This is a genomic window from Epibacterium sp. MM17-32 (assembly GCF_022348205.1).
GTDB lineage: Bacteria > Pseudomonadota > Alphaproteobacteria > Rhodobacterales > Rhodobacteraceae > Epibacterium.
Genome location: NZ_JAKRFC010000001.1, coordinates 156,577 through 181,889, shown reverse-complemented (window position 1 = coordinate 181,889; position 25,313 = coordinate 156,577). Strand labels below are relative to the sequence as shown.

Here is a 25,313-nt window from a genome sequence, read left to right as displayed (position 1 = left end):
TCATGGCACGAGTGTTGGGATGAGCGGCGCGCCAGTCTGGCCGCCGCCCGGTGTCACCTTAGCGTGGACCTTTCCAGTCGATCTGGCAGATCTCGGCAGAGCGCCCGTCGAAATCCCATACCCGGCCAAAGGCGCGCACGCGGCCCTTGGTGGCCGTGGCGACGGTGATGTCCGGGCCCATCCAGTACTCGGTGTTGGTGACCACAATGTCCTGTTCGCTGTCGGCCCCGCCCACCGGAACAACCTCACCATGGATCTGCTTGCCCACGATCAGGCGGCGGGTCTTGCCTTCGGTTTCAAACAGCACCGGGGCGCGCTCCGCGCCGAGGAATTCGCTCACCAACACTTTGAAGAGCCCCGTGGTTCCCCTTGCTTTTCCAGAGAAAATATCGATCAGACCATCGTAGGCCTCTTCGCTTGCGCGCTCGTCGATATAGGCCGCCGCCTTCCAGTTGCCGCGCGCCATCAATCCCGGAATTTCCAGGATCAGCCCGACATTCAGACCTGACAGATCGGCGTCGCCATAGTGCCCTTCATCGATGCGCACGCCCGCCCAGGCCTGACAGTAACCTTCGGTGGGCGGATGCTTGCCCAGCGACACCACGCAGGGGCAAAAGACCGTACAGTTGCAGTTCAGGATCAGCTCGCCTTTGATCGCCCAGGGCATGAGCTCGGGCGCCGATGCGACTTGCGGGTTTGCCATGTGATTTTTCCTCCCAATTCAAACAGATGTCACAAGAAGCCAAAGTCCCGACGCGCAGAGGACAACGCCCATTGGACGGGTCAGCCAGCGCCCGATCTCGGGCAGTTTTTCCAGAACCATAAAAACCGTCGCCAGCCCCATAAAGACGAGGTTCATGACCCCACCGACAAAGGCCAAAAGCATCAGCGCCCAACAGCATCCCAAACAGACCGCACCAAGGCGCAGACCGTTGCGCAATGGGCCCTCCTCCCAATGCTGCATAAAGAACACCAACGGGCGGCGGCATTTGGACAGGCAAGCGTCTTTGAGCGGCGTGAACTGATAGCCCCCCGCAATCAACAGAAGCACCGCCGACAGCAGGGATGAACGGCTGTCGCCAAAGACGCTGACCATATCCGCATGAACCAGCGCCAGTTGCAGCGCGGCTGCCAGCAGTGAAAATCCAATCCAAACCATAAGATAGCCAAGAACCAGATCCCCAAACCGGGTTCCTTCCGCCGATTGGCTCAGATCATCATAGGTGGCAAAGGCCGGCAGCGCCGTGGGCGCCATCATCGCCGCCGACATCAACACCCACATCAGCGCCATCTTGCCCGCGCCTGCAGCATCCGGCGTCATGGTACACAGCGACACCCAGAAATCCGTACCATAAAGCACCCCCGCATCGCGCATCTCCGCGGGCACCGACATGGCAAACAACGCAGCCCAAGCCAGCAGAATACCACCAAAGAGCAAGAGCCAATGCAGGCCGCTCATCTGGCGAATACTCTCTGTCAGGCGCGTTTTCAGCATGGCTTTTGCGATGACCTCCCCGTATCGCTGCGACTCGATAGCTCTTGTGAATCAAATGTCAGACTTTTAAATGTCTGACAAATGAAATTTCCCGAAACCCCATCTGACGTGAGGGCAAACCGTTTTGAAGATCGACCCAAACAGCACCGCAGATCTCTCTGCCCAGATTGCCACGGCCCTTCGTGATGCCATTGTCGCGGGCGATCTGATCGTCGACGAACGCCTGCCCTCGGAATCGGAATTGGCCGAGCAATTTCAGGTGTCTCGCGCAACCGTGCGGGAAGGTTTGAAACGCCTCGCCGCGCAATCCCTGATCCGCACCCAACGCGGCGCAACCGGTGGGGCCTTCGTCAACCGTCTCAGTTTCGAGGACGCCTACAGCCAGCAGATCACCACTTCGACGCTGCTTCTGAGCATGAACGCGGTAAGCTTCGACACCGCCTGCGAGGCCCGATATGCGCTGGAACGAGCCTGCGCGCCGCTTTCGGCCAGCCGCCGCACCGCCGATCAGCTTGCGACCATGCGGGCAGAGATCTTTCGCCAGGGCCAACCCGGTCTCACGGATGAGGCCTTTTGTGCGTCAGACGTGGCCTTTCATCGCGCGTTGGTGGATGGGGCGCATAATCCAGTGCTATCCTATCAGCTAGCCGGTGCGGTGGAGGCGATGCAGCCGCTGATGAACATGATCACCTTCACGGCGCGGGATCGCGCCACCATTCTTGCGCTGCACACCACCATCACCGATGCCATCGAAGCCGGCAATGGAGACGCGGCGGTCGCGGGCCTCAGCGCGCTGGAGGAGGAAACGCGCAACCTCGCCGCTGATGTCTTCGCCCGCCGCGCGGCAAAGCGCTGACCCTCTTCATCTTCTTTCAAATATCCCCGCCGGAGGCCACGCGCGACAGCGCGTCAATTCCCCCCTTTAACTCCCCGCCAAACCACCCTATATTCGGTATGTTCCTTCGGGAACTATGGACATAAACGCGCTCGTAATAAGCGGATCGGACCCGGGGGCGGTACCCGGCGGCTCCACCAAATATCCTTCGTTTGGGGATTATGGGGCCGAAATAGGATCGACGGACGTCTAAAGGGGTTAGCTTTGTCTCGGCTGTCTGCCACCGTTACCGGCGAAAACAGTACAATTGCAAACGACAATCGTGCTCCGGTTGCTCTGGCTGCGTAAGCAGTCCGAGTCGAACCGACTTTAAGCCCTAGCGCCTAGCCGCGTTAGGCGGGGTTCGCAGGTACCTGGCAACAGAAACCTGCACTTTCACACCCGCGCCGCACCCCATACACCGATTAGCCGCATCATGTGGCGTTGCAGCCGCTGCCCGCGCCCTGCCCAAGTGGCCGCGTGACCGCACCCCAATATTTCACGGTGTCTTTACGGCTTATATCACACTCTGCTCTCGACTTTCCCTGCGCTTGCGCTGTAGGGGAGCGCCTTCACGCTCATAGAGACATCTGAAGCACATCTATCCATGACGAACAGCGCCCTCCTGCAACTTTGGTTCGAAGAAGTCTGGAACAAGGACAACCTCGAAATTATCGACGACTTGCTGGACCCTGACGTGGTCTTCAATGGCGCGCTGGATTCCGTCGTTTCTCCGGGCGTGGACTACAAGGAAGTCGTCACCGCAATGAAGGCGTTGCTGGATCAGCCGCAGGTGACCATTACCCACAGTCTTGACGATGGCGACCTGTGCATGGTGCGGGTCAAGGTCGAGGCCCTGGATCACAGCCATACCCGCAAGCTGGATTTCACCGGCCAGATGATGGTGCGGGTGCGCAATGGCAAGTTCTGCGAATTCTATTCCAATTTCGACTACCTGCGCATGTTCGAACAACTCGGGCAACTGCCAGCCGATTCCCTGCCCGTCTGCCTGACCGGCGCCCGCCTGACCTGGTCAGATTAATCCGGGCAGATTGATCCAGACAGACTGATCCGGGCAGACTGTCGCCCCTGCCCCGAACCAGCCCCATCGATAGGCCCCTGCGCCGACGCACCCTGGACAAAGATCGCCAAAGCGCTGGTCTTGATACGGTGCTCTGTTACAACGGCGCCGGAGCGGGAATCAGGGACGCGGGATGCCGGACGACGCCAGATCAACAGAGCCCTGTCCCAGCTGGACGCGGCTGTTTCACTGTTTCGGCCTGATCGGGCTGCTCAGCTTTGGCGGACCGGCGGCGCAGATCGCCCTGATGCACCGCGAACTTGTCGACCGGCATGGCTGGCTCAACGAAGATCAGTTTCTGCGCGGTCTGTCCTTCTGCATGCTGCTGCCCGGCCCCGAAGCGATGCAACTGGCGACCTACGCCGGCTGGCGGTTGCGCGGCATCGCCGGAGGGTTGCTGGCGGGCAGCCTGTTCATCCTGCCCGGCGCTCTGGTGATCGCCGCGCTTGTCTGGCTCTATGTCTCCTTCGGCACCCTGCCCGCAGTCCAGGCGGCCTTTCTTGGTATCAAAGCCGCAGTGGTCGTCATTGTCCTTCAGGCCCTCTGGCGGATCTCGCGCAAGGCGCTGAAAACCGCCGCGGCCTGGGCGCTGGCCCTGGGCGGCTTTGTGGCGATCTTCGCGCTGGACCTGCCGTTTCCGCTGGTCGTGCTCGGCGCCGGGGTGATCGGCCTGATCGGCCGGACCGCACCGCAGGACGACCTGGCACCGCATCTGTCGGTGCCTGCCAACCACTGGCGCACCATCGTGATCTGGGCGGGTCTCTGGCTGCTGCCGCTGCTGGCGCTGAGCCTGTCGGGCGCCACGTTTCTTGCCACGATCGGATGGTTTTTTGCAAAGCTGGCCGTGGTCACCTTTGGCGGCGCTTATGCCGTGCTGGCCTATATGACCCAAACCGTCGTCACCACCCATGGCTGGATCACCACCGGCCAGATGATCGACGCGCTGGGGCTGGCGGAAACCACGCCCGGCCCGCTTGTGCTGGTCACCCAGTTCATCGCCATGCTGGCCGGGGCACAGACCGGCGGCGCGGCAACCGCGCTGGCCGCCGGGGCTGTGGCGCTCTGGGCCACCTTCGCGCCGTGCTTCCTGTGGATCTTTGCCGCGGCCCCCTATGTCGAACGTCTGACGCATCACCCCCGCTTGCGCAGCGCCCTGAACGCCATCACCGCCGCCGTCGCCGGCATGATGCTCAATCTCTCGGTGTGGTTCCTGCTCCACCTGCTGTTTCGCACTCTGGACGAGATCCAGCTCGGTCCCATCGGCCTGCCGGCCCCCGCATTGCAGAGCCTTGACCCACGTGCGGTAGCACTGGCATTGATGGCTCCGGTTCTGGCCATTGCCCTGCGCGGCCGCATCCTCTGGTTGCTGGCAGCCATGGCATGTCTCGGGCTGATTGCCGATAGCTTCACGCTGGGCTAAAGACTACCGCCTTGGCTTGCAATGCCTTCAAAATAGGTCCAAAACTGAAGAGGAACGGGTGTGGGACCCGCTGTTGGAGCCAAGCCCGCACCTGCCAATAACAAAGGGTGAGACGATGTCCCGTCAGATCGATTATGGAAACCTGATGCATCGTGCCATGCGGGGCCTGATCCGCAATGTCCTCGATGACGTTGCCGCCAACGGGTTGCCGGGGGCTCATCACTTCTTCATCACCTTCGACACCTCGCATCCGGATGCCGAGCTGGCAGATTGGCTGTCGGACCGCTACCCGGGCGAGATGACGGTGGTCATGCAGCACTGGTTCGACAATCTCGACGTGGGCGAAGAGGGGTTTGCGGTGACGCTGAATTTCGGCGATGCGCCGGAGCCGCTTTATATCCCCTATGACGCGATCAAGACCTTTGTCGATCCGTCGGTGGAATTCGGGCTGCGGTTTGAAAGTGCCGGCGAGGACGATGACGAGGACTTGCCGCCGCTGGAAGTGGCCAGCGACCTGCCCGATGATGAGGAGGAAGACGTGTCCGACACCAAGAAGGATGCCGATGTGGTCTCCCTCGACAGTTTTCGCAAATAGTCAGGGTCGAGGCGCCGCCCCCGCGCGCGCCGCCCAACGAATGCAGAACGGCGCCCGGCCAGAGGCCGCGGCGCCGTTTTTCATGACGGTCGGATCACTGCGCGCCGGGTTATTCGCGGGTCAGGAAGGTCGAGACCGTGCGCGATGGCAGGCCGTTGCGGTGCAGCGAGAAATCCAGCCTCAAGCCCCCATCTGCAAGGGTGCGGTCATATTGCTGCATCAGGTAGTCGCCGTTTTCAGCCACATAAAGCGAGAACACGGTAAGCGTATCATCAATCACCCGCGCCCAGACAAAGGGTTCACCCTTCATCGGGTTCATCTGTACGGTGTGTCCAAACACATTGGTCTTCATCGCCGCCGCAAACACGCCCCGCCGCTCGGTCGGCTGAAACTCGATTTCGTAGGACTTCGTCTTTTTGCGCCCGTCCGCCCGGCGGATCGCGGTGCTCCATTGCACTTCGAACCCATTGTAGGTTTCACCGATGGTGACGCTCATATCGCGTTGCTCGATCGACCCATCCAGTTGCTCGACCTCGGCATTGCCGGAATATTTGCCGACAAACCGCCGCAGGTCAGCGTTGGCATAGGCGGCCTGCGTTGCCAGCACCACCGCCGCAAGAATGGCAAGGCCCCACAGCAAGAGACGTGTCATGTCAGGCAGGGCCCTGGTGCGGCGGATGGTGATACTGTGCATATCGCGGGTTCGAGCTCCTGTTGAATGGCGGTCTGGCGACTCTCTTTTGATGTAATCTATGCATCTTGCCCAAACTGGCAATGGCACTTGCGGAATTGCGGCAGTATACCGACCGCTGAGGACCCGATGCTCCGGGCATCACCACGCAGAACAATTGCGTCAGGCGGCCAGCCCGGGTAAACGGCATACATCAGTATACCACTTGCATGCGCCAAGTGGCCGAACCAGCGACGGAGACAGACACGATGTCGAACACCCGCACCGAAACCGACAGCTTTGGCCCGCTTGAGGTCCCTTCCGACAAATACTGGGGGGCACAGACTCAGCGCTCGATCATGAACTTCCCGATCGGCTGGGAAAAACAGCCCGTTGCCATCGTGCGCGCGCTGGGCGTGATCAAGAAAGCCTGCGCCATGGCCAACAAGGCCTCGGGCAAGCTGGATGCCAAAATCGGCGATGCGGTCATTCAGGCTGCGGGTGAGGTGATCGAAGGCAAGTTCGATGACAACTTCCCGCTGGTGGTCTGGCAGACTGGGTCCGGCACCCAGTCCAACATGAACTCCAACGAGGTGATCGCCAACCGCGCGATCGAGATCCTCGGCGGCGAGATCGGCTCCAAGGATCCGGTGCACCCGAACGACCACTGCAACATGGGGCAGTCCTCCAACGACACCTTCCCGACCGCAATGCACATCGCCACCGCGATGTCGGTGCGTGACGTGCTGGTGCCGGGCCTGACCAAACTGGCCGAAGGGCTCGAGGCCAAGGCGGCGGAATTCAAAGACATCATCAAGATCGGCCGCACCCATACGCAGGACGCCACGCCGCTGACACTGGGGCAGGAATTTGGCGGCTACGCGCATCAGATCCGTCAGGGTCTGGCCCGTGTCGAGGCAGCAATGCCCGGCATCTATGAGCTGGCACAGGGCGGCACCGCGGTTGGCACCGGCCTCAACACCGTGGAAGGCTGGGGCGAGGAAGTCGCTGCAAACATGGCCGAAATCACCGGCCTGCCCTTTGTGACCGCGCCCAACAAATTCGAATCCCTCGCCGCGCATGATGCGATGGTGTTCCTCTCCGGCGCCCTCGCGACCATCGCCGGCAGCTGCTACAAGATCGCCAACGACATCCGGTTCCTGGGCTCCGGCCCGCGCTCCGGTCTGGGCGAGTTGATCCTGCCGGAGAACGAACCCGGCTCTTCGATCATGCCGGGCAAGGTGAACCCGACCCAGGCCGAGGCGCTCACACAGGTGGCAGCTCATGTCATGGGCAACGACGCCGCGATCAAGTTCGCAGGCTCTCAGGGTCACTTTGAACTCAACGTCTACAACCCGATGATGTCCTACAACCTGCTGCAATCCATTCAGCTTCTGGGCGACGCGGCGGACAGCTTCACCGAGCGGATGCTGAACGGCATCCAGGCCAACGAGCCGCGCATCGAAAAGCTGATGAAGGAAAGCCTGATGCTGGTGACCGCCTTGGCCCCCACCATCGGCTATGACAACGCCACCACCGTTGCCAAGACCGCGCATAAGAACGGCACCACCCTGAAGGAAGAGGCGATCAAACTTGGCTTTGTGGACGAGGAGACCTTTGACAAGGTTGTCCGCCCCGAGCAAATGATCGGTCCAAAGGCCAAGTGATGGCAAAGCCGGTCAACCTGAACCGGTTTCGGAAAGAAAAAGCGCGGGCCGAGAAAAAGGCCCGCGCGGATCAGAACGCCGTGAAATTTGGGCGCAGCAAAGCCGAAAAGGCCCGCGACAAGGCCGTACAGAGCCGCGACCAGGCCCGACAGGACGGGCATAAGCTGGACGACTAAGCGCGCATCGCCACAAGGACCCGGAGCCTGAGCGCTTTGCGTCTCTGCAACACCGCCTGCCGATTCCCGCCGGAGACGGTGCGGATTGTTCATCCTTTCTTTACCTTTGGCCCGATCAAACGCATAATCTCTTCGCAAGAGGCCCCAAGGCCCACTCACTGTCGAGCAGCATCGGTTCCACGGAGGCATCACAGGCATGCCCACATTTACCTACTTCGTCTACACGGCGGATGCGCTGGATTTTTCCGGCGGTACCGTGCGTCTGGACCCGAACTACGACACCGAAGAAGACCGCCGCGTTGTCACTCTGCAGGACAATGACGCCAACCTCGACGGGGATTTCACCAATGACGAAACCGGCGCTGACGGCAACCAGCGCGGCACCGTGTATGAGAGCGATGGCACCACCCTCGCCAATGTCGACGGCAGCTTTGTCTTCAACGACCGCATCTATGCCGAAAGCCAGCTGACGCTGACCGGCGACGACGGCAGTGAGATCCAGGTCTATGTGCTTGAAAGCGGCGGTGATTTCGTTGGCTACCTGCCGAGCGCCCCGCTGCTGCGCGATGTGGATTACAGCTATACCAGCCACAATGTCATCAATGACGACGAGCTGACCGGCTACTATCGCTATCTCTATCCGCAATATGTCGGCGAGGATGCCACCGATCCGGGCGAATATTCCGAAATCGAAGGCGCCGTCGTGGTGTGTTTCACACCCAATTCGCAGGTCACCACCCCCAAGGGCCCCCAGCGTATCCGGACGCTTGCGGTGGGGGATTACGTGCTGACCCGTGATCGCGGCTACCAGCCGATCCGCTGGATCCACCGCCGCACCCTGTCGCGCCCCATGATCGCGGATCAGCCTCATCTGGCCCCCATCGTGTTTGAACGAAATGCGCTCGGGCCCGGCTGCCCCCAGCGACGGATGAAGGTCTCGCCACAGCACCGCATGCTGATCGAGAGCCACATGAGCGCATTGCTCTTTGCCGATAGCGCCATCCTTGCCCCCGCAAAGGGGCTGGTGAACGGGCGTTCCGTCTATCAGGATCAGAGCGGGGCACCGGTGACCTATGTGCATCTGCTGTTCGATCAGCACGAGGTGATCGAGGTCGACGGGCTGTTTTCCGAAAGCTACCATCCCGGCGAATGGGTCCTGAGTGCGGCGGAAGACGCGGTGCGCCAGGAACTGTTCCAGATCTTTCCCGAGCTGGCGACCGATCTGCGCGCCTACGGGCCAACCTGCTACCCTGCGGTGAGCGTGCGCGAAGCCCGTTTGCTGCGGGCCTGACCCATGATTGGCGAGCGCCCGAAGAAACGCTCTTTGACCCTGCGCGGGCATCGCACCTCGGTCTCGCTGGAGGATGCGTTCTGGGCGGAGTTCCGACGCCTTGCCGCAACAGAGGGGCGCGCCATCAATGAACTGGCCGCCGACATTGACGAACAGCGCGGCACCGATTGCGGTCTGGCCTCTGCTATTCGCCTCTATGTGCTCATGGCGCTAAAGGCCGAGGCTGAGGGCTAACGCTCTTTAAGGCGCAGCCAGATCCCATTGCGCGAGCGTACTGTCAGATGCGCCACGGGCTGCGGATCGCGTCCTTCCACGCGCTCAACGCGAAATCGGTGCAGCAGCTGGGCGAGGATCAAGACGCCCTCAACCATCGCAAATCCCGCGCCTGTGCAGACCCGCGGCCCCGCTGAGAATGGCATATAGGCGTTCCGCGCGCAGGTCTTGCCATTCTCGGTCTGCCAGCGACCGGGATCAAAGTCATCCGGTCGCTCCCACAGCCGTTCGTGCCGGTGCAGGTGCCACGGGCTCAGCACCATTTGCGATCCTTTTGGCACCTCACGGTCGCGAAACCGCTCCGGACATTGCGCCTCACGCACCATCATCGGCACCGGCGGATAGAGGCGCAGGGTCTCGCGAAACACATCCCGCGTCAGGCGCAATCGAGACACCGCCGCAAAATCCCCAGTGCCGTGTTCCGTGACCTCTGCCGCCAGCTTTTCCTGCCACTCTGGATAAAGAGCCATCAAATAGAGCGCCCACCCCAGCGCCGACGCACTGGTTTCATGCCCCGCCAAAAAGAAAATCGCCACCTGATCGACCATCTCTTCGGCGTCGAAGCCAACGCCCGTGTCCGGGTCACGCGTCGTCATGATCTTGGTGGCGAGGTCATCGGGGGCGGTTCCGGCCTCGATCTCGGCCAGACGCGCGTGTGTCAGATCAGAGATCAGGCGGCGGATGTGGGTGGCATTTGTGCGCGTGCCTTTGGGATAGAAACGCGGCATCCAGCGCGGCACGGGTACAAAGGCCGCAAGATTCAGGATTGGCTGCGCCTGTTGATAGGCGCGAAAGCGGGCAAAGACCTCAGAAGCCACCTCATGTTCGATCGGGATTGAAAACAGGGTGCGAAAGATCACATCTGCTGCGATATGTGAGGTCTCGGCCTCAATCTCCAGCGGGGTGCCATCCGCGCGCGGCACCAGGCGCGCGACACCTGCCTCGGCTGCCGCATGCATCGCGGGAAACGTCTCGCGCAGGCGCCCGCCCTCGAATGCCGGATCAATGATGCGCCGTTGCCGTTTCCATGTTTCGCCATTGGTCAGAAAGACGGAGTTGCCCAAAAGCGGCCTCAGCCCCTCGCCCACGCGATCGGATTTTGGGAAATCATCCGGGCGCTGCTTTAACAGCACCTCCAGAAGCTCCGGCTGGTTCACCAGAAAGGAGCGAAAGAACGGTGTGCGAAACTCAGCCATCCACGCGCGATAAAGCCGCTGCGGCTGGGCCGACAGGATATCGGCGCGAAACAGCTTCAGATACCGCCAGAGCGAGACTTTGTCCGGACGCGCCGGGGGTTTGGGGGGCAGCCTGCTCATCTTTCACTCACGGAGCGATACCCGCTCACAGGGTTTGCCAGTCGTGACCGAGAATGCCCCCGGTCGCGCAACCTCTCACCAAGGGTCAAAGGTCCGGCGGTGATGCGAAAATAGTCGTAATCCTTGGGCTGGTCGAACGCGCAGAGGTACTGGAAATGAAGCCGAAAATAGCGCCGTTTCAGCGCCTTCCAACGCGCGGGGCTGAGCGTCTGGGTGAAGGCTGCAGAAAACACGATAGGCCAGCGCTGCGCCTGTGTGGCGACGCCCGTCACGGCAACAGGATCACAAAGCGCAAAGGCACAGCCGTCGCCAGGGGCGGTGACATCATACCAGGGGATCAATTCTTGCTCTGACATCTCTTGCAGGTCCCGGCGCAGGCGCGCGGCACGCGGCAGGAAGGAGACCATCGGCACCACCTGCCCCAGCGTGAGGAAACCCACGTCGGGGCGTTCCTCCGGCAGGCCCGCGTGCAGAAGATCCGCCAACACAGAGACGCCGATATGCGCCCCCGACGAATGCCCCACAACCAGAACCTCATCCACCGCGTTCTCTTCCAGTGCGGCGCGAATGGCAGCGGTGAACGCCTGCATGCGCGCCTCGAGCTCCGCCGGAACAGCACCGCGCTGGCCCGCAGAATAGGCGTAATCATGCATCAGATAATAAACGAAGAGCTTATTGTCGCGGGATTTGAACGCCATCAAAAGCGCCACAGCGGCCCCTGCACCAGCGAAGATCTGCATCGTGCGCAGTACCCACTCCGGCAGCGCCACAAACCCCGCCAGCGCCTCTAGCCCAGATGCCACCCCGGCCCCGAGCAGCGCCGCAAGTCCAGCCTGAAGCAGCAGGATCACCACCGGATAAAGCGCGGCGATCACCGGTCCTTTGCGCAAATGCATCAGGCGCCACAAGGCACCGGAGCAGATGTAGATCCAGGCCGTACGCAGAAGCTGCCAATAGGTGGCAACAATCGAGCTGTTCATGCTGTGTTTGACGAGATCCGACCAGACCAGAACCTCCATATCCGTCTCGACCCGCGCGCCTTCAATCTCGGCCGAGACATGCCAGCCAAATGGCCCCCCGGTCGTCTTGGGACTGAGCGATAGCGCATAGCCGGAAATCTGCGCCTGTTCTGCGCCTTCGCTGCGATAAAGCTCGCGATACCGGCGCGGGTGGAACGGATCATAGCCCGGAATGTAGAACACCCGACGCCGGCGCACCGGTCTTGTGCTGGAGTTGCTGCTCATGCCCGATCTTCTTGCCCCGATCTTTTGACCATGAGCCTAGCGCAGCTTTGTGCGCAGCGTAAGACGGTGCGTGCAGCGGATCAGCCGAGCGTGGCAAGCGCGGGGAAGGTTTCCAGCAGCCAGAAGGAGAAGCTGGTGAACAATCCCGTCACCAGCATAAATCCAACAAGCAACAGCAACCCGCCCATCAGTTTTTCGATCAGCCCCATGTGGCGTTTGATCCGGTTCATCAGCACCATGGAGCGGTTGAGGAATACCGCAGCCAGCAGAAACGGCACCCCAAGCCCCAGCGCATAGACGCCAAGCAGGATCGTCCCCCGGCTGACGGAGGCCTCTGACGCGGCAAGCGACAGGATCGCGCCAAGTTGCGGGCCGATACAGGGCGTCCAGCCAAAGGCAAAAGCCAGCCCCAGAACATAGGCCCCAAGCGCCGAACCGCCGGATTCCCCGGTCTCCATCCGGGCCTCACGATCCAGAAGCGGGATACGGAACACCGATAGGAAATGCAGCCCGAACACGATCACTACAACGCCCGAGGCTTTGGCGAAAAGCTCCTGATTTTGCAGCACAAATGCGCCAAACGCCGAGGCCGTGAAGCCCAGGAGCAGGAACACCGTCGACAGCCCCATGACAAAGAACACCGCCGCCAGAATCGCCTTGCGCCGCGCCGCTGCCGTGCCCTGGATCTCGCCGATGGTGACACCGCTCATATAGGCCAGATAGGGCGGCACAATCGGCAGCACACACGGGCTCAGAAAGCTGATGATGCCCCCGACAAGGGCCACGAACATGGCGGGCAGAAGGCTCGCGTCGATGATCTCGATTCCAAACATAGCGCCTGCATAGTCGAAGCCATTCGCGGCGTCACCTGCACGGCTTGTCACATCCTTGTGGACAGGCTGTAACACGCGGCTTATCTCGGAAGGCATGACAGATTTTGACGCCACGCTGGACGCCATCGGCCTCCTCTGCCCGCTGCCCGTATTAAAAGCCCGCAAACGCCTGGAGCCCCTGCCAAAGGGGGGTGTCTTGCGCATTCTGGCCGATGATCCGGCGGCGATCGTCGATGTGCCACACTTCTGTACCGAGGCCGGACATGGGTTTCTGGGCATGGAAGACGCCGGTGCGCATCAGATCTATCTGATCCGCAAGGGCGCAGACTGACACGGGCCTGTCCCGCTGCCGCGGATCCCTGCCCGCACCGCTGTATGGCACCCCTGAAATAAATAAGGCGACCCGCTGAGGGCCGCCTTTTGTTTTTTGTCCTCTGGTCCTAGCGACCGACCGACCACCAACCGCGCCGCTTGGGCTTTGCAGGCTGTTCCGGCTCGGACTCCGCTGTCACAAGCTCCGGCTCGGGTTCAGGCTCTGGCGCGCTCTCTTCGGCAGCGGCCTCTTCGACAGGTGCCTCAACAGGGGCATCTTCCGTCGGTTGCGCCGCAGCAGGAGCCTCCTCACCGGTTGTCTCGGGCTCAGACGCCGCCTGTTCCGCTTCTGGTTGAGGCGTGTCAGCCTCTGCCTCAGCGACGACGGGCGCGGCATCTTCCGCCGCCGGTGCGGGGGCTGCCTCGGGGGTATCGGCTGCCGGCGCATCCACATCGGCGGCCTCCGCGACCACATCGGCAGCGGCCTCGACCGCGGCGGGTTCTGCACCCGCTTCAGCCGCTTCGGAAGCGTCGCTTTCGGCAGGGGTTTCCGCCTCTGTCACCTGCTCCGTATCCGCCTTTTTGCGCGAGCGGCTGCGGGTGCGGGTCCGGGTTCTCTTTTTCTTCGGCTCCGCCTCGGCGTCGCCCTCAGCCTCCGCTGCGGGTTCTGCGCTGGCGTCAGTTTTCGCCTCTGCGTCCTGAGCGGTCTCCTCGGCCTCTTTGGTCTCCTCAGGTGCCGCAGCCTCGGACGCGGTATTGCCACCGTTGTCCTGACCGTTCTCACCATTGCCGGACTTCTTGCGGCGACGGCGACGACGCTTGCGCTTGGGTTTGCTTTCGCCTTCGGTCTCCTCGGCCTCAACGGGGGCCGGAGCCTCCTCGACGACCGCTTCGGCAACCTCTTCCACCGCATCGATCTGATCCATGATGGAGGCGTCGACCGACACCACCGGGCTGGTCACCGCAGGAATGGCGCGCGAGGCGGTCTTGAACTTCTCAAGCGAGAAATCGGGGCTGACCAGCGTCACATCGCCTTCGATACGCACCGACAGACCATAGCGCGCCTCGATCTGCGCGATATGCTCGCGCTTCTGGTTCATCAGGTAGTTGGCGATGTCCACCGGGCATTTCACCAGCACCTCGCGAGAGCGACGGCGGGTGCCCTCTTCCTCGATCTGGCGCAGGATCGACAGCGCCATGCTGTCATCCGAGCGGATCAGGCCAGTGCCATGGCAATGCGGGCACGGCGCGGTGGTTGCCTCGATCATGCCGGGGCGCAGACGCTGACGCGACATTTCCAGCAGACCAAAGCCGGAGATACGTCCGACCTGAATGCGGGCACGGTCGGTCTTCAGCTTGTCTTTCAGCTTCTTCTCGACGGCGGCGTTGTTCTTGCGCTCGTCCATGTCGATAAAGTCGATGACGATCAGACCGGCAAGGTCACGCAGACGCAACTGACGCGCCACTTCTTCGGCGGCCTCAAGGTTCGTCTTGAGCGCGGTTTCCTCGATCGAGGCTTCCTTGGTTGCCCGGCCGGAGTTCACGTCGATGGCCACCAGCGCTTCGGTCACGCCGATCACGATATAGCCACCGGATTTCAGCTGCACGGTCGGGTTGAACATGCCGCCAAGGTAGCTTTCCACCTGATAGCGCGCAAAGAGCGGCAGCTGATCCTGGTAGTTTTTCACGTTCTTGGCGTGGGACGGCATGATCATCTTCATGAAGTCCTTGGCGATGCGGTAGCCGCGTTCGCCCTCGACCAGAACCTCGTCGATCTCGCGGTTATACAGATCGCGGATCGACCGTTTGATAAGGTCGCCTTCTTCGTAGATCTTCGCCGGTGCGATGGATTTCAGCGTCAGTTCGCGGATCTGCTCCCACATGCGCTGCAGGTATTCATAGTCGCGCTTGATCTCCGCCTTGGTGCGTTTTGCCCCGGCGGTGCGCACGATGAGGCCCGCGCCGGTCGGCACGTCCAGTTCCGCCGCGATGTCCTTCAGCTTCTTGCGGTCCGCCGCATTGGTGATCTTGCGGGAAATGCCGCCACCGCGCGCGGTGTTGGGCATCAGCACGCAATAGCGACCGGCCAGCGACAGATAGGTGGTCAGCGCCGCACCCTTGTTGCCGCGCTCTTCCTTGACGACCTGCACCAGCAGGACCTGACGCACCTTAATGACTTCCTGGATCTTGTAGCGCTTCGGACGCGGCTTGCGCGGCGGGCGAATGTCTTCCTGGTCATCGTCGTCGGCCACCGACTCGATGCTGTCATCCTTGTCGGCCGCGTCAGAGGCTTTGTCCTCGGTCGCGTCGTCCTTGGCCGCCTGCGCCGTGTCGTCATCCTGGACGTCCTCAGCGGGCGCGGCCTCTGCGGATGCGCCTTCGTCAGCGGTATCATCGACATCAGCCTCGGCCGCCGGGGCGGTCTCGGCGCTGTCGTCCCCGTTGGGCTCCTCCACGGGGGTCTCGGCGACGGTTTCCATCGGCGAGGTCGCTTCCGGCACCTCGGCAAGATCGACCTCTTCCTCGGTCAGGTCGATGGTCTCCATGCCGGAGATCTCGCCATTGGCGGCGGCGACGTCCTTGGTTTCCACCGCATCCGACGTCTTGGCCTTCTCGGCGCGGGTCTTGCTGCGCGAACGGGTGCGTTTCTTGGGCTTGGGGTCGTCGTCTTCCTCGTCCCGTGCGCGCTGTGCCTCGGCATAGGCGCGCTCCTCCTCCATCAGGGCCTCACGGTCCGCAACGGGGATCTGGTAGTAGTCCGGGTGAATTTCGGAAAACGCAAGGAAGCCGTGGCGGTTGCCGCCATAGTCCACAAATGCCGCCTGCAACGACGGTTCGACGCGGGTTACCTTTGCGAGGTAGATATTGCCAGCAAGCTGGCGTTTGTTTTCAGACTCAAAGTCAAATTCCTCAACTTTGTTTCCATCCACCACCACGACGCGGGTTTCTTCCGCGTGGGTGGCGTCGATCAGCATTTTCTTCGCCATTAGTCCTTGGATTGCACCATGCCAGCACAGGCCGCCGCCGGTCGGGGCGCATGGGACGCGGGGCGATTGCCCCTGATCCCGCGCCGGGTCCGGGTGGACGTGCATGTTGTGGGTGGTGTCTTGTCAGGGCGATTTTCGACTGCGTGGCGGACCAGGGAGTGCACAAAAGGGATTTCCGGCATAAGTGCGGAAAACCTGTCTCTGTGCTCAATAGTCTCGCGCGCGTCATCGCGGTTCTTCTCCGACAGGTGGGAGTATCCCGATCCCTGCCCGTTATTTCCTCTTTGATCTGACCGAGGTTCGGCCGCGTCAAAGCAGGCACTCTTCTGCCTCGCAATCTGCGAGACGATCTGGTCTGTCACCCCTGCCCCGGCTTTGGCCGGTCGGACATGAGGACAGAAAATCTCATGTGGGAACACCGTCAGATGCAGTGTTCGTACAGTCAGCATAAGGCCTGTGGATAGGTAATGACAATGGTCATTCTGCGCCGGGGCCGTCGCGAACGATATTTTCCAGTCATGCCCGCAAATATCCAAGGCAAGATTAACAGGCGCGCCCAATCCGACATTTTGGCGCGAAAAGCCCGCAAACAGGCGTCACTCTGCCGGGCTGACCGTGCGGCGCGTCTGCTGAAAATGCGCCTGTGCAGTGGCCACCGCCTCCTTCAGCGTCGGCGCAAAACGCTGCCCCACCGCGGGAAAGGCCCGCGATACGGGCCGCAGGTCCGGGATCTGCACGGCGAAACATCCGGCCCGCGCCGCCGCGGTGATGCCAAGGTCGCTGTCCTCAAAGGCCGCACTATCCCCCGGCGCCACCCCCAGTTGCTCGGCCCCTTGCACATAAGGGGCCGGATCGGGCTTGTTCGCCGGAACCTCATCGCCGCCGATCACCGCACGCAAACAGGGCAACAGCCCCGCACGGTCCAAGTGATGACGCGCCTTGTCGCCCAAGGTCGAGGTCACAACCGCCATGGCGTGGCCGTCCGCATGCAGGGCCGCAAGGGTATCGGCGACCGTCGGCTTTACCGGTATCCCGGTCGCAAGGCGTTTCTGGCTGTGATGCTGCCAGGCCTGATCGAGCGCCTCGAAATCGCGTTCGGGGCCGATGAACTCACGCACCATCTGCTCGCCCTGCGCCTTGGCCGTGCCGATCAACCCCATGAAAAATTTCTGCATCTCATGCGGATCGAGGTCGAATTCCGGCCCGCAATCGAGGAACGCATCCAAGGTGAGCTGCTCCGTATCCAGGAGCAACCCGTCCATATCGAAGAGATACGCCGCCGGCATCAGCCCAGATAGTCGGAGCGTTGCAGGCCGTATTTCGCCATCTTTTCGTTCAACGTCCGGCGCGGCAGGCAAAGCTCGTCCATCACCGACGCAATGGAGCCCTTGTGACGGCGCATGGTGTTGTCGATCAGCATCCGTTCGAACGCTTCGACATATTCCTTGAGCGGCTTGCCCTCGGTCGTCATCACCGGCTGCATGTCTTCGTGGTCGCTCATCAGAAGCGAGGCAATGGTGCCGGAGCCGCGCCGCGATTGCAGCACCGCCCGTTCCGCCACATTGATCAGCTGGCGCACATTGCCCGGCCAGGGCGCCTGCAACAGCTGCGCGGCCTCCTGCGCGGTCACCTGCGGCGCATCACAGCCGTATTCCTCGGAGAATTGCTCGGACAGGCGGGTGAACAGCGTCAGGATATCCTCGCCACGCTGGCGCAGCGGCGGCACGGTGATCCGCAGTGCGGCCAGACGATAAAAGAGATCGGCACGCAGCACATCCTCTGAAGTCTTGCCCGCCTCCTGCAGGTTGGAGATCGCGATGATGCGCGTCTCGCCCGGAATCCCCTGCTCGTTGATGAAGTTCAACAGCTTGGCTTGCAGCGCTTCGCTCAGCGCCTCGACATCCTCCAGCACCAGCGTGCCACCACGGGCCTCTTCCACGGCCGGGAGCATGCTGTCCTCGGGCTGCATCGGGCCAAACAGACGTTTGGCGAGCGCGTCTTCTTCCAGCGCGGCACAGGAGACCAGCACGAATTTCTTGCCCGCCCGGCTGCCCACCGCATGCAGCGCATGAGCGACCAGGGTCTTGCCGGTGCCGGTTTCGCCGTCGATCAGCACATGGCCGTCGGCCTGGCCCAGATCGAGGATATCCTCGCGCAGGCGATCCATCACCGGACTGGTGCCGATGAGTTTCTTCATGATCTGGCCGCCGTCGGACAGTTCGCGGCGCAATGCGCGGGTGTCGAGCGTGAGACGACGCGCGCCGGTGGCGCGTTTGGCCAGCTCCGACATGCGATCCGGGTTGAACGGCTTTTCGAGGAAATCGAAGGCGCCGACGCGCATCGCCTCGACCGCCATCGGCACATCGCCATGACCGGTAATCATGATCACCGGCAGGGAGCTGTCAGATCCCATCAGTTTCTTCAGGAACTGCATCCCGTCCATGCCGGGCATCTTGATGTCGGAGATCACGATACCGGGATAATCCGGCCCCAGCTGCTTCAGCGCGTCCTCGGCGCTGGCAAAGGTTTCAGTGTCATAGCCCGACAGTGCCAGCCACTGGCTGATCGACTGACGCATGTCCTGCTCGTCATCCACAATCGCAATTTTCATGGCCTGTGCCATAAGTTGCCCTCCAGGTCGTGCCGCCTACTCGGCGGCCTCGATGCCGTCCACAAGGATCGGCAGTTGCATTTCAAACACCGCGCCGCCCGCCTCGGAATTGCGGGCCGTGAGGCGACCGCCAAGGTCGTTCACGATCCCCGAGGAGATAGCAAGCCCAAGACCAACGCCGTCGCCGGGTTGCTTGGTTGTATAGAACGGTTCGAACAGGCTGTCGAAGTCCTGAATGCCGTCGCCGTTATCCCGCACGGTCAGTGTCGCGGTTTCCCCTGCGGCAAGGATAATCTCCACCTCGGGTTCATCGACGGATTTGGTGGCGTCCAGCGCATTGCGCAAGAGGTTCACCATCACCTGTTCCAGCCGCATCCGGTCCGCCATGACATAGACCGGCTGTTCCGGAAGTATACGGGTAATTTTCACATGGCGCTGACGCAGTTGCGGCTCCATCATCGACAGCGAGGACGCCAGCGCATCGCCCATGTTTACAGGGCTGAACGCATCCCCGCCCTTGCGCGCATAGGATTTAAGCTGCCGGGTGATCGCGCCCATCCGCTCGATCAGGTCGTCGATGCGGCCAAAGGAGGACAGCGCCTCGTCCGGCCGGTTGCGCTGCAACAGCAGCCGCGCGCCCGCGAGGTATGTTTTCATCGCCGCCAGCGGCTGGTTGAGTTCATGGCTGACAGCGGCGGACATCTCTCCCAGGGCGGCCAGTTTGGAGCTTTGCGCAAGGCTCTGTTCGGCCACCGCAAGCGTCTCCTGCACCCGTTCGCGTTCGGCGATTTCCCGCTGCAGCCGGGTGTTCAACACGCGAAGCTCCGCCGACTCGCGCTGGAACAATGCCATCCTGAGCGCGGTCTTGCGGCTCAGCGCATAGAAGGCCAGCGCCAGCAGGATCGCGAAGCCCATGATTTCGAGGGCAATGACGGCGTTTACCTGCTCCCGGATCGAATCATAGGTGGTGTAGGACATCATGCGCCAGCCCTGAAACGGCACCCGCGTCTCCAGCCGCATCACCGCCTCGCCCTGCAGGTAGACATCCGTCGGCAGCGCGGTCCAATCCGCAGTGGCCCGGATCGCCCGCTGGATCGCGCCTTCGGGGGTTTGTTCCTTCAGTGCCTCGGCCTCGGACAGGCCCCGCCAGCGCGCCTCGGTGGCGAGCACCACGGTGCCGGTGCTGTCGGCGACCATCACCGCATCGGAAATCCCCGCCCAGGCGCGCTCGAACTTCTGCAGGTCGACCTCGACCATGATGACACCCAGCGTGCCGCTGCTGTCGACAAGACGGCGCGAGTAGGTGAACAGATAGCCTCGCACCTCGCGCGGGATCACCGAAAACACCGTGGAGTTCGAGCGGATCGCTTCGACGAAATAGGGCGCATTGCGATAGACCTCACCGAGACGAATGCGATCCGTGGCCGCCACCGTCCGCCCGTCCCGATCCATCAGCGTGATGGACGCCGCGCCGATCTCCTCGACAAAGGAGATCAAGCGTTGCGTGGACAGCGAGAAATCCTGGCTTTGCAGGGCGGAGATCAGGGCCTGATCGCGCGACAACAGCTGCGGCACGATCGCATGGCGGCGCAATTCGCTGACGAGGTTGCCGGAATAGAGTGCAAGCCGCAATTCGGCACGGTTGCGGGTGGCTTCGGTAAAGCTGTGGGTCAGGGTGGTATTGGTGAACCAGACCGTGCCCCCGGCAATCGCCATGAACACAACAAGCGCCACGCGCACGCGCCACGAAATGGTGCGTGAGCGCGACACATGACGCTTGGCAGGGCGCTCGGAGGGCGCCCGCGTCTTCTGTTCAGCGGGCTCTTCGGGGGCAGTCATGACGTAACAGTAGGTTTACCGCCCCGAAGGCTCAAGTCAGGCGTCCGTCAGAAGACCGGACAATGCGCGGAACATCGCCGCACCATCGGTGCCGCCATGGCCTTCGTCCGCCGCCCGTTCCGGGTGGGGCATCATGCCAAGCACGCGGCGATTTTCCGACAGGATTCCCGCAATATCGGCGACAGAGCCGTTGGGATTGTCCACATAGGTAAAGGCGATGCGGTCCTGATCCTTCAGCGCCTGCACGGTGGCCTCATCGGCATAGTAGTTGCCGTCGTGATGCGCGATCGGCACGCCGATCACATCACCGGCATTGTAGCCCTGGGTGAAGGCACTGTCCGAGGTCGCAACATTAAGGTCCACGGTCTTGCAGATGTACTTCAGCCCCGCATTGCGCAACAGCGCGCCCGGCAGCACGCCGGTCTCGGTCAGGATCTGGAAGCCGTTGCAGACACCCAGCGCATAGCCGCCGCGTTCGGCGTGATCGACCACCGCCTTGCAGATCGGCGACTGCGCCGCGATCGCACCGCAGCGCAGGTAGTCGCCATAGGAAAAGCCACCGGGAACGCCGACGATGTCCACGCCTTCGGGCAGCTGGCTGTCCTTGTGCCACACCATGGAGACGTCGAAACCGGCCTGTTCAAAGGCCACGGCAAGGTCACGGTCGCAGTTGGAACCGGGGAAAACGACGACGGCAGCTTTCATCACTGGATCTCGACGCTGTAGGATTCGATCACGGTGTTGGCGAGCAGCTTTTCGCACATCTCGGTCACATCGGCCTCGGTGGCACCCTCGGCCAGCTCCAGATCGATGACCTTACCCTGACGCACGCCTTCGACCTTGTCAAAGCCAAGCGCGCCAAGCGCGTGCCGAACGGCCTCTCCTTGCGGATCAAGAACCCCGTTCTTCAGCATCACATGCACCCGTGCTTTCATCGCGTCTTTCCTCAAGTTCCTGCGGGCGGGAGCATCAGCGCCCTGCCCTGTTGCGCTATTGAAAAACCCGCAAGACCGGCGGAGCAGACCTTGCGGGCGAAATCTCTCAGTTCACCAGCTGGGGCTTGCCCGGGGCTGGCGGGTTGTTCGGCATGACACCCAGACGGCGGGCGACCTCGGTATAGGCATCCGTCAGGCTGCCAAGGTCGCGGCGAAACACGTCCTTGTCGAGCTTCTGACCGGTCTTGATGTCCCACAGTCGGCAGCTGTCGGGGCTGATCTCATCGGCGATCACCAAGCGCTGGAAATCGCCGTCATAGATGCGGCCGATCTCGATCTTGAAGTCGACGAGGCGAATGCCGACGGCCAGCATCACGCCGGACATGAAATCATTGACCCGCAGCGCCAGGCTCAGGATGTCGTCCATGTCCTGCTGGCTGGCCCAGCCAAAGGCCGCGATATGCTCTTCGGTGACCAGCGGATCCCCAAGCGCATCGTCCTTGTAGCAATATTCCACGATCGGACGCGGCAACTGCGCGCCTTCCTCAAGGCCAAGCCGTTTGCACAGCGATCCGGCCGCGTAGTTGCGCACGATCACCTCCAGCGGGATGATCTCGCAGGAGCGCACCAATTGTTCGCGCATGTTGAGGCGTTTCAGGAAATGCGTCGGCACGCCGATCTGGCCCAGACCCAGCATGAAGAACTCGCTCAGGATGTTGTTCAGGACACCCTTGCCCTCGATCACGTCGTGTTTTTCGGCGTTGAAGGCCGTGGCGTCATCCTTGAAGTACTGGACGATGGTGCCCGGTTCGGGACCTTCATAGAGGGTTTTTGCCTTGCCTTCGTAAATCTTCTTGCGCCGCGCCATGGAGAGCCTTTCGGTATGGACCACCGGGAATCTGCCCCGATCCGTAGCGCTCTCATAGTGCAAGGGGGACGGTCCCGCAAGCGTGGCGCCGATCCCGCCCGCCTGCCCGTAGGGCAAAGGGCGGCTGCGGATCTGACGTTGCGTTAAATATACGCAATTCCGCACCTCTGCGCCATTTCGCGCCCTGTTGCGCCCTTCGCGTTGACGCTTTGTTCAAGAACGGGCGTTAGTTTGGGTGTTAACCGAATACGGACGTCCACGGATGTCCGGCCTCCCGTGGTGGGACCCGGGGACCGCGGTTTCAGTGCACAGAATGGCACGCCGCACCCTGACACAGATTGTGAAATCGGAATGCGGTGCGATGTGCTACCATGGACCTCCGGGGCAGGTCCGGCAGCGGCACGGCCCCGACCCGCAGGATCGACCGCATCACCACTTTGGGAGGGAGGAGCCGACGTGACGACCTTTGATGACCGCGAGAAGGCATTCGAAAACAAATTCGCGCATGACGCCGAACTGAGGTTCAAGGCAGAAGCGCGCCGCAACAAGCTGCTGGGCCTTTGGGCCGCAGATCTGTTGGGGCACCGAGACGAGGCGGCAGAAGCCTATGCCCAGACCGTCATCCTGGCGGACCTGGAATTGCCCGGTGACAGCGATGTGCTGGACAAATTGGCCCGCGATCTGGATGGCCGGGTCACCCGTGACGTGATCCGCGACAAGATGGCGGACTGCATGCGTCAGGCGGTGGAAGAAATCTCCGCTCAGACCTCCTGATCCCGACGGCTGCCGACCGGAAATACCCGGCACATCCGTCTGATAGTGACCTCGTGTCGACCGCGCGCCGTCTGTTTTTGGCGCACGGTCTGCACGCCTCAAGCATGGCGGATGCCCAAGATGACACCACGCTCCACGCGCAAACAGATCTTTGCCAACGCTTTGCGCGTGATCGCCCCGCTTGTCATCATGGCCACCTGCCTGCTGACGCTGGCCGACCATACCGATCTGCCGGCACTGCCGGATCTGCTGTCGATGGCGCGGCAGGTGCCTGTCGCCAACTGGATCGGCGCCATGGTCGCCACCGGGCTGAGCTTCTGGGCGCTGGGTCGGTATGATGCCGTGGCCCATCGGCATCTGGGCAGCGGGACGCCCGACCCGCTGGCGCGCCGCGCAGGCATGGCGGCCATCGCCTTTTCGCAGGCGGTGGGTTTTGGTCTGCTGTCAGGGTCCTTCGCCCGCTGGCGCCTGCTGCCGCGCCTGTCGCCCCTGCAGTCGGCACAGATCACCGGGTTTGTCGGCATCACCTTCATGACCGCCCTGGCGGTGATCTGCGGGCTGACCCTGCTGCTGATCGGCGCCACACTGGCGTTGCGGGCGGTGGGGCTTGGCATTCTGGTGCTGGCCATACTCTGCTGTGTGCTGTGCTTCCTGCACCCGGAATGGCGCCTGCGCGGTCTGAAGCTGCGGCTGCCGTCACTACAGGCCATCCTGGCGCTTGGCCTCTGGACCCTGATGGATGTGACCTGCGCCGGCATCGCCTTGTGGCTGCTGCTGCCAGAGGGCAGCGGAATTGCACTCGGCGCCCTGCTGCCCGCCTATTTCGTGGCCTTGGGTCTGGCCATCATCTCCTCGTCGCCCGGCGGTGCCGGCCCGCTGGAACTGGCCATGTTGTCCCTGCTGCCCGCGTCCGATCCGGCCGCGCTGATGGCCGGGCTGCTTGCCTTCCGCGCTGTCTACTACGGTCTGCCGCTGCTTGTGGCCGGTGTCGTGTTGCTCTGGCCCGGGCTGATCGGGCGCGCGCTGCCGGCGCCAGCCGTCACGGACACGGATCTGCTGGGGTCGGATGTTCGCCCCGCCGCCAGCCAACCCTTTGTCCGCCCGCAGGCCGAAACCGCCGTGATCCTGCAAAACGGCGGCCATGTCATGGCCTTTGGCCTGAACCAGGTGGCCATGCTGGACACGCCGCAGATCTCCGCGGTGCTGTTTGATCCGCTGAGCGGGCGCCATGGTGAAATCCCCGATGCCCTGCGCCGCCACGCCCGCGCCCGCAATGCCGCGGCCTGTTTTTACAAATGCAGCGCGCGCTTGGCGATCAGCGCCCGCCGCCGGGGGTGGAAAGCGCTCCGGGTGGCGCAGGATGCGATCCTCAGCCCCGCGGAATTCACCCCGACCGGGGCCAGCTTTCGGCAATTGCGCCGCAAACTGCGCCACGCCAGCAAGGCCGGGGTGACCGTCACACCGGCGTGGAGCAACCTGCCGCTTGCCGATATGGCGGCGGTGGACACCGCCTGGACCCAACACCATGGTCGCCCGCGCGGCACCACGATGGGTCAGTTCGAGCCTGGCTACGTCGCCATACAGATGGTCTTTCTCGCCTGGCTGGATGACCGGCTGATCGGTTTCGTCACCTTCCATCGCGCCGCCGATGAATGGTGTCTGGATCTGGTACGGCATTTGCCCGGCGCTCCGGATGGCACCTGTCACGCGCTGGTGCACAGCGCCATCGAGGCCGCGCGCGAGGCCGAGGTCGCCCGCCTGTCGCTGGCCGCGGTCCCCGCTCACCGATTTGCACGCCAAGAGGAGTGTGGATTGCGGCGGTTCAAGGCCAGCTTTGTGCCGCGCTGGGAGAACCGCTATATCGTCGCCCCCAGCTGGCCGCAGATGGCCCTGTCCCTGGCGGAGATGATCCGCATGATTCACCGCCCCGCGCGCCCCGAGATCACATGGCAAACGCCTCCCCAGTCCTCGCATCCGCCTCATGTTGATGTTGAAGAAAATGCAGTTGCGATGAAACGCTCTGCGTGACAGACGGACCCATCTTGTCGGTGG

The 25,313-nt window shown here is 62.4% G+C and carries 24 protein-coding genes and 1 other RNA gene; 12 read left to right on the top strand and 13 right to left on the bottom strand.

The genetic code is table 11. The annotated features are described in order from the left end of the window. Positions 1-58 precede the first annotated feature (58 nt). A complete protein-coding gene (locus tag MHM88_RS00875; RefSeq protein WP_009176404.1) occupies positions 59-703 on the bottom strand; it encodes a DUF1326 domain-containing protein in 645 nt (214 codons plus the stop codon). An 18-nt stretch (positions 704-721) separates the two neighbouring features. After that, entirely contained in the window at positions 722-1,495 is a 774-nt protein-coding gene (locus MHM88_RS00870; protein ID WP_239359094.1) for a DUF2182 domain-containing protein, read from the bottom strand. 124 nt (positions 1,496-1,619) lie between these two features. On the opposite strand from MHM88_RS00870, the gene MHM88_RS00865 reads away from it, so the two are divergent. The 5 genes from MHM88_RS00865 to MHM88_RS00845 all read left to right on the top strand — a co-directional run bounded on the left by MHM88_RS00865 (position 1,620) and on the right by MHM88_RS00845 (position 5,465). Beyond that, positions 1,620-2,351, top strand: coding sequence for a FadR/GntR family transcriptional regulator (locus MHM88_RS00865; RefSeq protein WP_065333927.1), 732 nt, complete (start codon positions 1,620-1,622; stop codon positions 2,349-2,351). A 61-nt stretch (positions 2,352-2,412) separates the two neighbouring features. Further along, positions 2,413-2,764: a transfer-messenger RNA gene (gene ssrA, locus MHM88_RS00860) on the top strand. A gap of 212 nt (positions 2,765-2,976) precedes the next feature. Next, positions 2,977-3,411: an ester cyclase gene (locus MHM88_RS00855; RefSeq protein ID WP_239321678.1), complete on the top strand. Its 435-nt coding sequence runs from the start codon at positions 2,977-2,979 to the stop codon at positions 3,409-3,411. A gap of 172 nt (positions 3,412-3,583) precedes the next feature. Beyond that, complete coding sequence (gene chrA / locus MHM88_RS00850; protein WP_239359093.1) at positions 3,584-4,870, top strand: chromate efflux transporter; 1,287 nt, start codon at positions 3,584-3,586, stop codon at positions 4,868-4,870. Positions 4,871-4,985: 115 nt separating this feature from the next. Further along, positions 4,986-5,465, top strand: a complete 480-nt coding sequence (locus MHM88_RS00845; RefSeq protein WP_239359092.1) for an SspB family protein — start codon at positions 4,986-4,988, stop codon at positions 5,463-5,465. Between the two features lie 109 nt (positions 5,466-5,574). On the opposite strand, the gene MHM88_RS00840 is transcribed toward MHM88_RS00845, so the two are convergent. Next, positions 5,575-6,117, bottom strand: a complete 543-nt coding sequence (locus tag MHM88_RS00840) for a hypothetical protein (protein ID WP_239321683.1) — start codon at positions 6,115-6,117, stop codon at positions 5,575-5,577. Positions 6,118-6,404: 287 nt separating this feature from the next. Here MHM88_RS00840 and fumC point away from each other — a divergent pair, with 287 nt between their 5' ends. The 4 genes from fumC to MHM88_RS00820 all read left to right on the top strand — a co-directional run bounded on the left by fumC (position 6,405) and on the right by MHM88_RS00820 (position 9,503). Next, positions 6,405-7,802, top strand: coding sequence for a class II fumarate hydratase (gene fumC, locus MHM88_RS00835; protein ID WP_239359088.1), 1,398 nt, complete (start codon positions 6,405-6,407; stop codon positions 7,800-7,802). Beyond that, positions 7,802-7,978: a DUF4169 family protein gene (locus MHM88_RS00830; RefSeq protein WP_239359087.1), complete on the top strand. Its 177-nt coding sequence runs from the start codon at positions 7,802-7,804 to the stop codon at positions 7,976-7,978. The genes fumC and MHM88_RS00830 overlap by 1 nt, the downstream gene beginning before the upstream one ends. A gap of 196 nt (positions 7,979-8,174) precedes the next feature. Continuing rightward, positions 8,175-9,269 (top strand): Hint domain-containing protein, encoded by a 1,095-nt coding sequence (locus tag MHM88_RS00825; protein ID WP_239359086.1) that lies wholly within the window; start codon positions 8,175-8,177, stop codon positions 9,267-9,269. Positions 9,270-9,272: 3 nt separating this feature from the next. Then, positions 9,273-9,503 (top strand): ribbon-helix-helix domain-containing protein, encoded by a 231-nt coding sequence (locus MHM88_RS00820; protein WP_239359085.1) that lies wholly within the window; start codon positions 9,273-9,275, stop codon positions 9,501-9,503. Here the strand turns inward: MHM88_RS00820 and MHM88_RS00815 are convergent. The 3 genes from MHM88_RS00815 to MHM88_RS00805 form a co-directional block, all read right to left on the bottom strand. Then, positions 9,500-10,858: a cytochrome P450 gene (locus MHM88_RS00815; protein WP_239359083.1), complete on the bottom strand. Its 1,359-nt coding sequence runs from the start codon at positions 10,856-10,858 to the stop codon at positions 9,500-9,502. The two genes, MHM88_RS00820 and MHM88_RS00815, sit on opposite strands and share 4 nt — an antisense overlap. Beyond that, complete coding sequence (locus MHM88_RS00810; RefSeq protein WP_239359079.1) at positions 10,855-12,102, bottom strand: hypothetical protein; 1,248 nt, start codon at positions 12,100-12,102, stop codon at positions 10,855-10,857. Before MHM88_RS00810 ends, MHM88_RS00815 begins: the two co-directional genes overlap by 4 nt. A gap of 80 nt (positions 12,103-12,182) precedes the next feature. After that, the gene (locus MHM88_RS00805; protein ID WP_239359776.1) at positions 12,183-12,935 is read right to left on the bottom strand and encodes a cytochrome c biogenesis CcdA family protein; all 753 of its coding nucleotides are present in this window, start codon (positions 12,933-12,935) and stop codon (positions 12,183-12,185) included. Between the two features lie 94 nt (positions 12,936-13,029). Here MHM88_RS00805 and MHM88_RS00800 point away from each other — a divergent pair, with 94 nt between their 5' ends. After that, a complete protein-coding gene (locus tag MHM88_RS00800; RefSeq protein WP_239359078.1) occupies positions 13,030-13,266 on the top strand; it encodes a sulfurtransferase TusA family protein in 237 nt (78 codons plus the stop codon). Between the two features lie 109 nt (positions 13,267-13,375). Here MHM88_RS00800 and MHM88_RS00795 read toward each other — a convergent pair whose 3' ends face one another. The 7 genes from MHM88_RS00795 to purC all read right to left on the bottom strand — a co-directional run bounded on the left by MHM88_RS00795 (position 13,376) and on the right by purC (position 22,487). Further along, a complete protein-coding gene (locus MHM88_RS00795; protein WP_239359077.1) occupies positions 13,376-16,234 on the bottom strand; it encodes an Rne/Rng family ribonuclease in 2,859 nt (952 codons plus the stop codon). Positions 16,235-16,830: 596 nt separating this feature from the next. Beyond that, complete coding sequence (locus tag MHM88_RS00790; RefSeq protein WP_370687444.1) at positions 16,831-17,520, bottom strand: HAD family hydrolase; 690 nt, start codon at positions 17,518-17,520, stop codon at positions 16,831-16,833. Further along, positions 17,520-18,857 (bottom strand): sigma-54 dependent transcriptional regulator, encoded by a 1,338-nt coding sequence (locus MHM88_RS00785; protein WP_239321705.1) that lies wholly within the window; start codon positions 18,855-18,857, stop codon positions 17,520-17,522. The genes MHM88_RS00790 and MHM88_RS00785 overlap by 1 nt, the downstream gene beginning before the upstream one ends. 24 nt (positions 18,858-18,881) lie before the next feature. Continuing rightward, positions 18,882-20,684 carry an ATP-binding protein gene (locus tag MHM88_RS00780; protein ID WP_239359073.1) on the bottom strand — a complete coding sequence of 601 codons (1,803 nt, stop codon included), beginning with the start codon at positions 20,682-20,684 and terminating at the stop codon, positions 18,882-18,884. Positions 20,685-20,720: 36 nt separating this feature from the next. Beyond that, positions 20,721-21,389 carry a phosphoribosylformylglycinamidine synthase subunit PurQ gene (gene purQ, locus MHM88_RS00775; RefSeq protein WP_239359068.1) on the bottom strand — a complete coding sequence of 223 codons (669 nt, stop codon included), beginning with the start codon at positions 21,387-21,389 and terminating at the stop codon, positions 20,721-20,723. After that, on the bottom strand, positions 21,389-21,619 hold the full coding sequence (purS, locus tag MHM88_RS00770) for a phosphoribosylformylglycinamidine synthase subunit PurS (protein ID WP_005607046.1): 231 nt from the start codon (positions 21,617-21,619) through the stop codon (positions 21,389-21,391). The genes purQ and purS overlap by 1 nt, the downstream gene beginning before the upstream one ends. Before the next feature lie 106 nt (positions 21,620-21,725). After that, entirely contained in the window at positions 21,726-22,487 is a 762-nt protein-coding gene (gene purC / locus MHM88_RS00765) for a phosphoribosylaminoimidazolesuccinocarboxamide synthase (RefSeq protein WP_239322038.1), read from the bottom strand. Between the two features lie 456 nt (positions 22,488-22,943). Here purC and MHM88_RS00760 point away from each other — a divergent pair, with 456 nt between their 5' ends. Continuing rightward, positions 22,944-23,261, top strand: coding sequence for a DUF1476 domain-containing protein (locus MHM88_RS00760; protein ID WP_239359066.1), 318 nt, complete (start codon positions 22,944-22,946; stop codon positions 23,259-23,261). 120 nt (positions 23,262-23,381) lie between these two features. Further along, positions 23,382-25,289 carry a phosphatidylglycerol lysyltransferase domain-containing protein gene (locus MHM88_RS00755; RefSeq protein WP_239359064.1) on the top strand — a complete coding sequence of 636 codons (1,908 nt, stop codon included), beginning with the start codon at positions 23,382-23,384 and terminating at the stop codon, positions 25,287-25,289. Positions 25,290-25,313 lie beyond the last annotated feature (24 nt).